The organism is Myxococcus faecalis (assembly GCF_050039385.1).
Lineage (GTDB): Bacteria > Myxococcota > Myxococcia > Myxococcales > Myxococcaceae > Myxococcus > Myxococcus fulvus.
Genome location: NZ_CP144336.1, coordinates 3,745,934 through 3,758,057, shown reverse-complemented (window position 1 = coordinate 3,758,057; position 12,124 = coordinate 3,745,934). Strand labels below are relative to the sequence as shown.

At 69.4% G+C, this 12,124-nt stretch carries 9 protein-coding genes; 8 read left to right on the top strand and 1 reads right to left on the bottom strand.

Annotation, left to right across the window (positions count from 1 at the left end; all coding sequences use genetic code 11):
- The first annotated feature begins 11 nt into the window (after positions 1–11).
- The 7 genes from VZQ01_RS14810 (at position 12) to VZQ01_RS14780 (ending at position 9,205) form a co-directional block, all read left to right on the top strand.
- Positions 12–563, top strand: coding sequence for a chalcone isomerase family protein (locus VZQ01_RS14810; protein WP_223745922.1), 552 nt, complete (start codon positions 12–14; stop codon positions 561–563).
- 128 nt (positions 564–691) lie between these two features.
- Entirely contained in the window at positions 692–1,498 is an 807-nt protein-coding gene (locus VZQ01_RS14805) for an OmpA/MotB family protein (RefSeq protein ID WP_267698121.1), read from the top strand.
- 40 nt (positions 1,499–1,538) lie between these two features.
- Positions 1,539–4,157 (top strand): TonB-dependent receptor, encoded by a 2,619-nt coding sequence (locus tag VZQ01_RS14800; protein ID WP_426748164.1) that lies wholly within the window; start codon positions 1,539–1,541, stop codon positions 4,155–4,157.
- Positions 4,158–4,159: 2 nt separating this feature from the next.
- The gene (locus VZQ01_RS14795) at positions 4,160–5,029 is read left to right on the top strand and encodes a hypothetical protein (RefSeq protein WP_426748163.1); all 870 of its coding nucleotides are present in this window, start codon (positions 4,160–4,162) and stop codon (positions 5,027–5,029) included.
- Between the two features lie 237 nt (positions 5,030–5,266).
- A complete protein-coding gene (locus VZQ01_RS14790) occupies positions 5,267–7,534 on the top strand; it encodes a pyridoxal phosphate-dependent decarboxylase family protein (RefSeq protein WP_426748162.1) in 2,268 nt (755 codons plus the stop codon).
- Positions 7,535–7,703: 169 nt separating this feature from the next.
- Positions 7,704–8,135: a hypothetical protein gene (locus VZQ01_RS14785; protein ID WP_223745926.1), complete on the top strand. Its 432-nt coding sequence runs from the start codon at positions 7,704–7,706 to the stop codon at positions 8,133–8,135.
- Between the two features lie 113 nt (positions 8,136–8,248).
- On the top strand, positions 8,249–9,205 hold the full coding sequence (locus tag VZQ01_RS14780) for a hypothetical protein (RefSeq protein ID WP_426748160.1): 957 nt from the start codon (positions 8,249–8,251) through the stop codon (positions 9,203–9,205).
- 6 nt (positions 9,206–9,211) lie between these two features.
- Here VZQ01_RS14780 and VZQ01_RS14775 read toward each other — a convergent pair whose 3' ends face one another.
- A complete protein-coding gene (locus VZQ01_RS14775; protein ID WP_426748159.1) occupies positions 9,212–10,465 on the bottom strand; it encodes an Hsp70 family protein in 1,254 nt (417 codons plus the stop codon).
- A gap of 165 nt (positions 10,466–10,630) precedes the next feature.
- Between VZQ01_RS14775 and VZQ01_RS14770 the strand changes: the two genes are divergently transcribed.
- The gene (locus tag VZQ01_RS14770; RefSeq protein WP_426748158.1) at positions 10,631–12,112 is read left to right on the top strand and encodes a hypothetical protein; all 1,482 of its coding nucleotides are present in this window, start codon (positions 10,631–10,633) and stop codon (positions 12,110–12,112) included.
- Positions 12,113–12,124 lie beyond the last annotated feature (12 nt).

Genomic DNA, 12,124 nt, shown 5'->3' with positions numbered 1-12,124 from the left:
GGGTCGGACGCATGAGAGAGCAGGCGTGGAAGAGCGCGCGGTGGCTCGTGCTGGGGTGGGTGCTGGCAACGGGCGCGGCGCAGGCGGGACAGAAGCAGGTGGGTGGAGTCCACATGCCGGACTCCCTGCAGCTCCAGGGGCGCACGGTGGAGCTGGCCCACATGGAGCTGCACAAGCGCTTCTTGTTCAAGGTGTACGTGTGGAGTCTCTATCTGGAGTCGCGGCCGAGGAGCGCCTCGGAGGCCATCGCCTCCAACTCCGTGAAGCGGCTGCACTTCCGCTTCCTGCGAGACATCACCCGCTCGCAGCTGGTGGACAGCCTGCGCAACGGCCTGTACCGCAACCCGGAGCTGCGCGAGGGGCCTCTGTCCCAGCAACTGGGCGTCATGCTCGCGTCGCTGCGTGACGTGGAGAAGGGCGGGGACCTCATCATCACCTACACCCCGGATGGCGGCCTGGAGGTCGGCGGCGCGGCCAGCGGCGGCGTGTTCATCCCCGGCAAGACGTTCGCCGACGCGCTCTTCGCCGTCTGGCTGGACGTGCACCCCATCTTCCCTCGTTGAAGCTTTACACCCGGGCCCTCTGGCGGGGGTCCAGGCTGGCGAAATGCCAGTGTGGGTTCTTCCTGACCTTGGAACTTCCAGGCAGTAGGCTGGAGCTCCAACCATCGCTGTCAGGAGAATACATACACATGCGGACACGGCTGATTCTGGCTGCGCTCGTCGCGCTCTCCACCACGGGATGCGTCTCTCAGGGCAAGTTCGACGCGAAGGCCCTGGAGGCGGAGAACCTCACCAAGGGCCTCAACGACGAGAAGGGCGCGCGTGAGGCCGCCGAGGCCAAGGTCAAGGAGCTGACGGAGAAGCTCGCCGCGCTGGAGGAGGAGAAGAAGGCGCTGGAGACCCGGCTGACCACCTCCGAGTCGCGCCTCACGGCGGGCGCCGCTGAGCGCCGCGCGTTGCAGGACCAGAACGCGCAGCTCGCCGCGCTCAACGAGGAGCTGGCGCGCAACTCCAAGAAGCTGGCCCAGGCCAAGGAGGAACTGGAGAAGAAGAGCTCCGAGTACGAGAGCCTGGCGCAGAGCCTCAAGTCGGAGATCTCCGAGGGCAAGATTGAGTTGTCCGAGCTGAAGGGCCGCATGACGGTGCAGCTCAAGGACAAGATCCTCTTCGCGTCCGGCTCCGCGCGCGTGGGCAAGGAGGGCGGCGAGGCGCTGAAGAAGATCGCCGACGCGCTCAAGAGCGTGCAGGGGAAGATCATCCGCGTCGAAGGACACACGGATGACGTTCCGACGGGCGGCGGCCAGTTCCCCACCAACTGGGAGCTGAGCCTGGCGCGCGCCATGGCGGTGGTGCGGGCGCTGCAGGACGCGGGCGTGGACCCGACGACGCTGTCAGCGGCGGGCTACGGGCAATACCAGCCCATCGCGGTCAATGACTCGCCCGAGAATCGCAGTCTGAATCGTCGTATCGAAATCGTTCTCGCACCCAAGTTGTGAAAGCGTTAGGGAGGTCGGGCGCCTTCGCGCCCTTCCCCCCATGAGAACGTTCCTGGCCGTTTTGTGTTTCTGCCTCGCCGCCGGAGCCTGGGCACAGGCTCCGGACGGCGGTGTCGCCGACCCCGACGCGGGCGTCCCCACGGGCGTGTTGACGAAACCGCCCGAGCTGCTGCGTCAGGTCGAGGCGCCCTATCCACCCGAAGCCGCCGCCCAGCAGCTCGAGGGCACGGTGGTGATGTTCATCGACATCTCGGAGACGGGCGCCGTCACGAATGTCGAAATCACCCAGCCCGCCGGCCACGGCTTCGACGAAGCCGCCGTGGAGGCCGTGAAGCAGTTCGAGTTCTCCCCCGCGGAGGTCGACAACGTCCCCTCCCCGGTGCGCATCCAGTACGCCTACCAGTTCGTCTTCCGGCCGGTGGCCCCGCCCACCGACGCGGACGGTGGCACCGTGGAGCCCGAGGCCCCGGTGAACTTCAGCGGCCAGGCGCTGGAGCGCGGCACGCGCAAGCCGCTCAACGGCGCGGAGGTGGTGCTCCCGGAGCTGGACCGCTCCACCGTGGCGGACTCGGAGGGGCGCTTCTCCTTCCGGGGCGTGCCGCTGGGCACCCACGAGGTGCTGGTGGTGCAGGGCGGCTATGACCGCTTCAAGACGCGGGAGACGGTGTCCGAGGGCCGCGAGACGCGCGCCACGTACTACGTGCAGAAGCGCATCTTCAGCCCCTTCGAGACGGTGGTGCGCAGCGACCGTGAGCGCAAGGAGGTGACGAGCACCACGCTCCAGGTGGCCGAGGTGCAGCGTGTGCCCGGCACCCAGGGCGACACGCTCAAGGTGGTGCAGAACCTGCCCGGCGTGGCGCGCCCGGCCTTCAACGGCGGCGCCCTGGTCATCCGCGGCACCAGCCCCCAGGAGTCCGGCGTCTTCCTGGACGGCCAGCGCATCCCCCTGCTGTTCCACTTCGGCGGCCTGACCAGCGTCTACAACTCCGAGCTCCTGGAGTCGCTGGACTACCTGCCCGGCAACTTCTCCTCGTACTACGGCGACATCACCGGCGGCGTCATCAACGTCAACAGCCGCGAGCCGAAGATGGACCGCATCCACGGCACCGTGGGCGTGAGCCTCATCGAGTCCAACGCGGTCATCGAGGGGCCCATCACCGACACGCTGGGCTTCGCCATCGGCGGCCGGCGCTCGTACATCGACCTGGTGCTGGGCGTGATTCCGGAGGGCGACGACGGCCCGAGCCTCCAGGTGGCGCCGCGCTACTACGACGCGCAGCTCAAGCTGGTGTGGAAGCCGATTTCACGCCACACCTTCACGCTGCAGGGCATCACCTCTCGGGACCGGCTGGGGCTGGTGTTCGACCGACCGTCGGACGACGACCCGTCCGTCAACGGCAACCTGGACGTGACGACGGGCTTCAACCAGCTGCGCCTGCGTCACCAGTACCGCGGCGAGCGGCTCACGCTGGACACGCACGCGCTGGTGGGCAACACGCTGGTGGAGTTCGAGATTGGCGAGCGCAACCTGCGCATCGCCTCCACGGACCTGAACCTGCGCGCCACGGCGGAGTACGCGCTGGTGGAGCCCTTCACCCTGGCGGGTGGCGTGGACGTGACGAGCAGCTTCGCGAACGTCAAGGCGCGCATCCAGCGGCCGCCTCGCGAGGGGGAGCCGCCCAGCCCGCTCGTCACCGAGGACCTGCTCGACACCGACGGAGACTTCCTCCAGTACTTCCCCTCGCTCTGGATTGAGGGGCGCTGGCGTCCGTTCAAGGGGCTCTTGGTGGTGCCGGGCGTGCGGTACGAGGGGTATGTCTTCACGGACCAGAAGAAGGCCAAGCGCACGCTCAACCCGCGCCTGGCGGTGCGCTACGCGCTGACGGACACGCTGACCTTGAAGGGCGGCGCGGGCGTGTATCACGGGCCTCCGGTGCAGGATGAGCCCAGCCTCGCGTTCGGCAACCCGGACCTCTCCGCGAAGCGCTCGCTCCAGTACGGCGTGGGCGCGGAGTGGCAGCCGGTGCAGGAGTGGTTCGTCAGCGGCGAGGTCTTCTACAACGACTTGGACAACCTCATCAGCCGCTCGGACGCGCTGGTGGAGCGCGACGGAGAACTGGTGCCGGAGCGGCTGAAGAACGGCGGCATCGGCCGGGTCTACGGCTTCGAGTTGCTCGTGCGCCGCGCGCTGACGGAGCGCCTGTTCGGCTGGATTGCATACACGCTCAGCAAGAGCGAGCGCCGGGACGCTCCCGGGGCGAACTGGCGCCTGTTCGACAACGACCAGACGCACGTGCTGACGGCGATTGCGTCCTACAAGCTGCCGAGGGGCTGGGAGGTGGGCGCCAGGTTCCGCTTCGCGTCCGGCAACCCGACGACGCCGGTGGTGGGCTCGGTGCGTGACGACGGCACCGACGTGTTCCTGCCGCTGTTCGCGGGGGTGAACTCGCGGCGGCTGCCGTCCTTCAACCAGCTGGATGTCCGCGTCGACAAGATCTTCATCTTCGACAAGTGGACGCTGGACCTCTACCTGGATTTGACGAACGTCTACAACAACGCGGCGGTGGAGGGCATCGCCTACAACTACAACTACACCCAGAGCGCCTACTTCGAGGGACTGCCCATCCTCCCCGTCATCGGCGCCAAGGGGAGCTTCTGACCATGCGCGCGTGCGTCTTCATCTCCCTGGCCGCGGCGCTGCTGGCGTGTGGCCCCGACTTCGAGCTGCAGAGTGAAATCCGCCGGGTGCGGGTGCTCGGCATCCGCGCCGAGCCGCCCGAGCTGGTGCTGGACCCGGACACGGGCGCCCTGCCCGGGCCCACGTCCTTCACCGCGCTGGCGGTGGCGCCGGACGCGCGGCCCGTCACCGTCACCTATGCGCTGTGCCGCCTCACCGGCAACCCGTACGACGGCCGCTGCCCGGGTGAGAACGGCGTGCCGCTGGCGGACGGCACCCTGTCGTTGCAGAACCCCGACGTGCAGGCGGTGCTGCGGCAGGCGCTCCAGGCCGCCAACCCCAACGGCGGCGCCACGCCCAACCCGGACGACCCGCGCACGCGCGCGGCGCTGGAGAAGGGCATCCCCCTGTTCGTGGGCTACGAGGCGACGGACGGCTCCGGCACGCCCGAGGGCAGCGAGCGCGGCGTGCGCCAGGTGCTGGTGCGCATGACGCGCGAGCCGAACCACAACCCGGGCGTGGCGGACATCCTGTGGAACGACGCGCCGCTGGTGGGGCCGCTGCCCTTGGACCAGGAGGTGGTGTTCCGCCCCACGCTCACCGAGGGCAGCCTGGAGGTGTTCACCGGCGAGGAAGGCGCGGAGACGGAGCAGGTCTTCTACAGCTGGTTCGTCACGGGTGACGGCGAGGTGAAGGAGTTCCGCTCGCTGGAGCCGGTGGACGGCAAGCCGGGCGACCCCACGTCGAAGTACGAGACGCCCAAGACGCCCCAGCGCCTCACCGTGTACGTGGTGGCGCGCGACGGTCGTGGCGGCGTGGGCTGGCTCAGCCGCGAGGTGGACGCGGGGCCGTAGTCGAGCACCTGTCGATGGGGAAGCGGCCCGCCTTCGAGCGGGCCGTCTGCCTTTGAGGGAGGGGTCAACGGCTCCCGGCCCCGGAGGGCGGTGGGACTGTCTGGAATTGTCGCCACGTCACGAGCGTGATGGGGCCGGGACACGGGTCCTGTATGTCTCGCGCGGACCGTGGCCCTCCCCCAGCGCGCGCCCCACGTCCGCGCCACGGTCCTTCCCCGTCGGCAAGGAGCGTCCCTCATGGCTAACAAGTCCCAACCGGACTACGCCGGTCGTGCCCTCGACAGCTTGAAGCAGGCGTTGCGCGAGCGATTGGACCGCAATCAGCTGGTGCACCGGGAGGTCCCCTGGGATTCCGCGCGCGCGGAGGAGTCGCCGCTCACGGGCGGACGCGACGTGGAGGCGTGGTTCCTGGGCCCGCGCGCGGAGAACGCGGAGCTGTTCGAGCAGCTGGTGTTGGAGGCCCTGAGGGACCACTCCTTCTGGCGCCGCAACTTCCACCCCACGGACCCGCCCGCCATCACGCAGAGCATCAAGAGAGACCCGGGCTACCTGCGCGCGCTGGACACGCTGCACACGGAGTTCGACACGCTGCTGGCCGAGCTGAAGAAGTCCGCGCCGTTCTTCAGCATGCGCTACCAGGGCCACATGACGTGGGACCAGACGTTGCCGGGCATGGCGGGCTACTTCGCGGCCATGCTCTACAACCAGAACAACGTCGCGCTGGAGGCCTCACCGCTGACGACGGTGCTGGAGGTCCGCGTCGGTGAGGACCTGTGTCGCATGGTGGGCTACGCCGAGCAGGGGCAGGTGCGCCCCTGGAGCCACCTGACGTGTGGCGGCACCACCGCCAACATCGAGGCGATGTGGGCCGCGCGGAACCTCAAGTTCTACCCGCTGTCCCTGCGCGAGGCCTTGAGCAAGGAGCCCGCGCTCGCCGCCGCGAAGGGGCTGGAGGTCACCCTGCCGTCCGACACGAAGGCGCGGCTGCTGGACCTGAACGCGTGGCAGGCGCTCAACCTGGAGGTGGACGAGGTGCTGGGGTTGCCCACGCGCATCCAGGACCAGTTCGGCATCCCGGTGGAGACGCTGACGGCGCGGCTGTCCGACTACACGCTCCAGGATTTGGGCCTGGTGGAGTTCACCCGGCGCCACCTGGGCGACGTGAAGGCGCCGGTGTTCATGGTGCCGGGCTCCAAGCACTACTCGCTGCCCAAGGCCGCGGCCATCCTCGGCCTGGGCGCGGACCACATGTACAGCGTCCCGCTGGACGAGGCCGGGCGCATGGACATGGAGATGCTGGAGTCGCGGCTGGACCAGTGCCGCGCGGACAAGCGGCCGGTCATCGCGGTGACGGCGGTGATGGGCACCACGGAGGAGGGGCTGGTGGACCCGCTCGCGTCGGTGGTGGGCCTGCGCAAGCAGAAGTACCACCCGCTGGACATGACCTTCTGCGTGCACGCGGACGCGGCGTGGGGCGGCTACTTCGCGTCGCTCCTGCGTCCGGCGCCCGGACCCAAGGGGGCGCGCTCGGGGCCGCCGGCGCCGGTGCTGCAGCTGAGCACCTACGCGATGAAGCAGTTCGAGGCGCTGCCGGAGGCGGACACCATCACCGTGGACCCGCACAAGACGGGCTACCTGCCGTACCCCGCGGGCGCGCTGTGCTACCGCAACCAGGCGATGCGCAGCCTCGTGGCCTTCGAGGCGCCGTACATCAACACCGCGGGCAGCCAGGAGGACCTCACGGTGGGCAAGTACGGCATCGAGGGCTCCAAGCCCGGCGCCGCCGCGGCGGGTGTGTACCTGAGCCACGCCGTCGTGCCGCCCGACCAGCGCGGCTACGGCAAAATCCTGGGCAGGGCGCTCTACAACTGCAAGCTGTTCCACGCGCGCCTCCTGATGATGAACGCGGTGGCGGACGGCTACCGGGTGGTGCCCGGCCCGCGCTTCGAGCTGCCGGAGAACCTGCGCAAGAAGTACGGCGGGACGCAGAAGGCGCTGGAGACGCTGCGACACCAGCTCTCCAACAAGCGCCACGAGGAGCTGCTCGCCAGCGCCCGCTCCGAGGAGCTGGAGCTGCTGCGAGAGATGGGCGCGGACCTCAACATCCTCACGTATGCCTTCAACTTCCAGACGGCGGACGGGCTCAATCCCAGCCTCGCCAAGGCGAATGACTTCAACCGGGGCATCTACGACAGGCTCGGCGTGAAGGCGGATGGCCGCGACATCTACGGCTACCGGCTGCTGGTGAGCACCACCGACTTCATCGAGGCGGACTACGGCAAGAAGTTCTTCGCCGACTACCAGGAGCGGCTCTTGGGCACGCCCACGCCCGAGGACGTCGAGGAGGGCCGCATCACCGTGCTGCGCTCCGTCATCATGGACCCCTGGATTACCGAGGACCTGGAGGGCCGCCCCTTCCTCGACACCATCATCCAGGAGCTGCGCGCCGCGGTGGAGGACACCCTCCTCGAGCTGCAGGGCAAGGCCACCCGCCGCGCCCGCTAGCCACGGGCCTCCGGCCACCTCGGAGTGCTCCGAGGTGGCCGATGTAGCCCGAGTCAACGGAAACCTTGTTTTGTCTCCGTAAATAAGAATTTACGAGAAGGCCCCTTGGCTCTGTTCGCGGGGAATGCTTGGTTGTGCGCTCCCCCTCACCTGGAAAGGTGCGCATCGAATGCGGAACTTCCTCGCAGTGACGGCTTCCATCCTGTCGCTCTCGCTGTTCGGCTGCAGCAACGCGGCGCCGGAGCAGGCCCCGGCCGAGCCGACGCCGGAGACCACGGAGCAGACCCAGGGCCTGACGGCCACGGGCGGCGGCTGTCAGTATGACTCCGAGTGTGCTTCGGGCCTGTGCTGGCTGGAGGCGGACTCGTACCCGCTCTACAACCCGTACTGGATTCGCGCGGACTCGTGCACCGAGGAGTGCTCGGGCCCGACGGACCACCAGAGCTGCCGTGACCTGGCGGCGTCCCTGAACGCCCCGTCGCCGTCCACGGCGCGCTGCATCCCCGCGCGCGGCGTCTACGACGACTACCCCTACGACGACATCTTCTACGTGTGCGACATGGTCGCCGCGGGCCTGGGCAACGTCGCCTGGGTGGAGTGATGTCCCTCGCGCCGTCCGGAGCAGGTGTCTCCGGGCGGCGCGGTGCTGTCGGGAAAGCCATGCCGATTCCATGATTGGCGTGCGGGGCCTTCCGGAGGGAATGCTCCGAGCCCATGGAACACAGGCTCCTGGTCGTGGGTGTGATTGCGGGGCTCGTGCTGGGCGCGTGTGCCCCGCGCGCGGTGCGTCCGGTGCCTCCCCTGGGGAGCGAGTCCGACGTGCGGACGCGGCCGGGGAGATACGTCGGCTACTCGGTGACGCTGAGCTTCTTGCAGACGGCTCGCCACCAGGGACACCTGGGCGATGTCGTGGTGACGGGCCTGGGCGAGGTGCCCCTGGCGACGACGTCACGGCGGCAGGGTGATGTCGCGCTGGAGCGGCGGCTCGCGCCCGGCCTGAGCATCGAACATCCCGTGATGATGGCGTCCCAGCTCCCCTCGGCGGCGCGACCCGAGCGGGTGCTATCGCGTGTCGAGGGACTCGACTACGACTACCTGCGCGACCAGGGATGGCTGTTCGAGCGCTGCGAGCCGGGCTTCGTGTGGCTGTGTGAGCCCGGCAACAGGGTGCTGGTGGCTCCCAGTTTCCAGGTGCTGGATGCGCTCATCGCGTACCTGGGGCGCTGGATGCAGGAGGGGCATCGCAAGGGCGCCATCGTCATCCAGGTGTGGGCGCCACTGGGCACGGTCGACCAGGTGAAGACGCGCATGGGCGCGCAGGATGGCTACACCGTCGCGTGGTGCAGGCCGGAGGAGTACCCGGGCCACCGTCTCCTCGTGCTCACGGGGCAGGGGACGCGGGTCTTCGCGCCGCTGGTCGACGGTGAGCCCGAGGCCATCGAGCAGCGCGGCAACACCGGCGTGTTGATTGGCGCGCCCGGGGCGGAGCGTGGGGTCACCACGGTGTCCCGGCCCGGCTGCCATGCGCCCCATGCGGCCTGGGTCGACGTCGTCGGTTATGGACAGGTCGACGCGGCCATCGCGTGGTGGGGCCGCCGCCTGAAGGAGGGCGACCACGCGGGAGAGGTCCTGCTCCGGGTGTCGGGGCCCGAAATCCTCTACCTCGAGTGAGCGGGCTCAGCCCAGGGTGGCGGAGGCTCGGCCGAGGCCCTCGGCGACGGAGGTGAAGGCGTCCGCGGTGCGCACGCGCTCCTCGCCGAAGCGGCGCACGTAGAGCTGGCGCACGGCGGGAATCTGCGACGAGCCACCGGTGAGGAACACCGCGTCGATGTGCTCGGCCTCCGGGTGGCGTGAGAGCAGACCCTGGGTGCACTGCTCCAGCTCGTCGAGCAGCGGCTGGCTGAAGGTGTCGAACTCGGCGCGGGTGATGGGCTCGTGGAGGTTGATGCGGGCCTCCTCGAAGTCGATGGTGGCGACGTCGTCGCGGGACAGGCGCACCTTGGCGGCCTCGATGGCGCGGAAGAGGCGGTAGCCCAGGTTGTCGACGACCAGGTCGTGGAGGGCCTCGATTTCGGCCGGCTTGTCGCTGGTCTCCATCATCGTGTTGAGCAGCTCCTGGGTGGACTTCTCACGGATGAAGGACATCTCGTGCCAGGACAGCAGCTTGGCCATGATGTGCTGTGGAATGGGCAGGCGCTTGTCGCTCAGGCCGCGCACCCGGTACGTGGAGCCGGCGCCGAAGCGGGGCAAGAGCTTGTGGCGCATGATTTCGGCGTCGAAGCGGTCTCCGCCGATGCGCACGCCGGTGGAGCCGACGACGTCCGGGCGGCGGTCCTTGGCGCCCCGGCGCGAGGGGCCCAGGCGCATCAGGGTGAGGTCGGTGGTGCCGGCGCCGAAGTCGGCCACGAGGACCAGCTCGTCGCGGGTGAGCTGGGCCTCGTAGGCGAGCGCGGCGGCGATGGGCTCGATGAGGAACTCGATGTGCTGGAAGCCGGCGAGCTCGGCGGCGCGCTGCAGACGCTTCTGGGCGAGGGCGTCCGCGTCCGGGTCCGGCGTGAAGACGGCGGGGCGGCCGAGGATGACGGCCTCCGGGGGCGTGCCCATGTGGGCGCCGGCGGCCTCGCGCACGCGGCGCAGGAGGATGGCGACCAGGTCCTCGATGGTGAAGGTGCGGCCCTTGACCTGGGTGGCGCGGAAGGAGCTGGAGTGGAGGAAGGACTTCACGGACTGGATGAAGCGCCCGGTGTTGTCCTCGAGGTAGCGGTTGATGGCGTCGGCGCCCGTGTAGATCTCGCGCTCGTCGTCCGGGAAGAACATGACGGAGCGATAGAGCCGGGGCTCCGAGGTGTGGGGTTGCAGGGACAGCACCGTGCCGTCGGGCAGGGCCGCCGCGGTGTTGCTGGTTCCGAAGTCGAGTCCGCAGGCGTGCATGGGGGTGCGCCCCTTATCCCCAAAGTCCCGGAAAGGGTAGGGCGTCGTGAGGTGGGCTGCCCGATGCAGGACGGCCGAGTGGGCGGCCGCCCGGAGAGGGCGTGGGTTGGCGGAGTTCGATGACTTCCCATGTTTCTTGTTCGGGCAGTCACGACAGGAGGACTCATGAAGCTCCGCGCGAAGTGGGCGGTGGCCGCGGGCGCCGCGTTGCTCGTCACGGGATGTCGGTCGAAGTCGTCGCAGGAGGACGAGCAGAAACAGCAGGCCACCCAGGCGCGCGAGGACGTCCAGCGGGAGCAGCGCGAGCTGGACGAAGCGAAGGGCCGGGCCGAGCGCGAGTCCGCGGAGGCACGGCAGTCGGGCCAGGGGCAGGCGGAGCCGCAGCAGGGCACCCAGGCGGGTGCGGATGCACGGCAGCAGGCCGCACAGGCGGGACAGCAGGCGGCCGAGGCACAGCGGCAGGCCACGCAGGCGGGCCAGCAGGCCACCGCGGCTCAGCAACAGGCCACGCAGGCGGGACAGCAGGCCACCGCAGCCCAGCAACAAGCCGCACAGGCGGGACAGACACAGCAGCAGGCCACGCAGGCGGGGCAGGTGGACCCGACGACACGGCAACAGGCGCAGGCGGCGGGACAGCAAGGCGCAGTGGCGCAGCAGCAGCCCGCACAGGCGGCTCAAGCGGGTCAGACTGCACCGGGAGGCTCGGAGGCGCAGCAGCAGTCCACACAGGCGGGACAGCAGGGCAGTGAGGCGCAGCAGCAGGCACAGGCCCAGCAGAGCGCTGGCGCCACGGGGACGCTGACGGATGACGCCAGCGATCTCGAGTCTGAAAGGCAGGCGGAGCGCGCGGCGGAGCGGCAGGCCGAGCTGCGCGCGGAGCAGCAGGCGCGCCAGTCCAGCGCGGCGGCGGTCGGTGGCACGGGCTCGGAGACCTCATCATCGAGTTCGTCGGTCCCGTCCCAGTCCACCACGGAGCCGGGAATTGGAGGCTCCTCCGCGGCGGGTGAATCGCAGACCTTGCCCTCGACCGATTCGAGCAGCTCGGCGCAAACCTCGCAGCCGGTCGAGGAGCCGCCCCAGCCGCTCTCACCCCTCGAGCAACTCGATGCACGGCAGCAGCAGGAACAGATTCTCGGCACCGCGGAGCCACAGCAGCCCACCGCGGACACCCAGCAGCAGCCGGTGGCTACCGCGCCCTCCACCGACATCCAGACACAGTCTCAGACAGAAACCACCGGCACCCAGCCGCAGACTGGGACGGTCACACAGCAACCCCAGCAGCCCATGGTCATGCTCCCCGTCCCGTCCACGGGGACGTGGCAGGGCGGCACGGCGTCCTCGGGGGCCCAGCTCGGCGCCGAACAACAGTTCACCGGGGAGGTGGTGCGAGCCTCCGAGAGCGAGGTCCTGCTCAGCCAGAACGGCGAGCCGCAGCTCCGCGTGACGGTGAGCCCCTCGACGCTGGTGATGGTGAATGGCATCCAGTCGGTCGCCGAGGACCTCCCGGAGGGCGCCCAGGTGCGCGCCGCGTACACCATGGATGAGTCAGGCGAGGCCACCGCCACGCGCATCGAGGCCACCTCGCCAGGTGGGCCCACTGGTTCCAGCACCCCACTCCAGGACACGCAACCCACACCGCAGCAGTAATCCCATCGCTCC

Bases quoted from the DNA above. Each gene is read 5' to 3' on its own strand.
- VZQ01_RS14790 (WP_426748162.1), top strand. From the start codon at position 5,267: ATGGCTAACAAGTCCCAACCGGACTACGCCGGTCGTGCCCTCGACAGC.
- VZQ01_RS14775 (WP_426748159.1), bottom strand. From the start codon at position 10,465: ATGCACGCCTGCGGACTCGACTTCGGAACCAGCAACACCGCGGCGGCC.
- VZQ01_RS14795 (WP_426748163.1), top strand. From the start codon at position 4,160: ATGCGCGCGTGCGTCTTCATCTCCCTGGCCGCGGCGCTGCTGGCGTGT.
- VZQ01_RS14785 (WP_223745926.1), top strand. From the start codon at position 7,704: ATGCGGAACTTCCTCGCAGTGACGGCTTCCATCCTGTCGCTCTCGCTG.
- VZQ01_RS14780 (WP_426748160.1), top strand. From the start codon at position 8,249: ATGGAACACAGGCTCCTGGTCGTGGGTGTGATTGCGGGGCTCGTGCTG.
- VZQ01_RS14810 (WP_223745922.1), top strand. From the start codon at position 12: ATGAGAGAGCAGGCGTGGAAGAGCGCGCGGTGGCTCGTGCTGGGGTGG.
- VZQ01_RS14805 (WP_267698121.1), top strand. From the start codon at position 692: ATGCGGACACGGCTGATTCTGGCTGCGCTCGTCGCGCTCTCCACCACG.
- VZQ01_RS14770 (WP_426748158.1), top strand. From the start codon at position 10,631: ATGAAGCTCCGCGCGAAGTGGGCGGTGGCCGCGGGCGCCGCGTTGCTC.
- VZQ01_RS14800 (WP_426748164.1), top strand. From the start codon at position 1,539: ATGAGAACGTTCCTGGCCGTTTTGTGTTTCTGCCTCGCCGCCGGAGCC.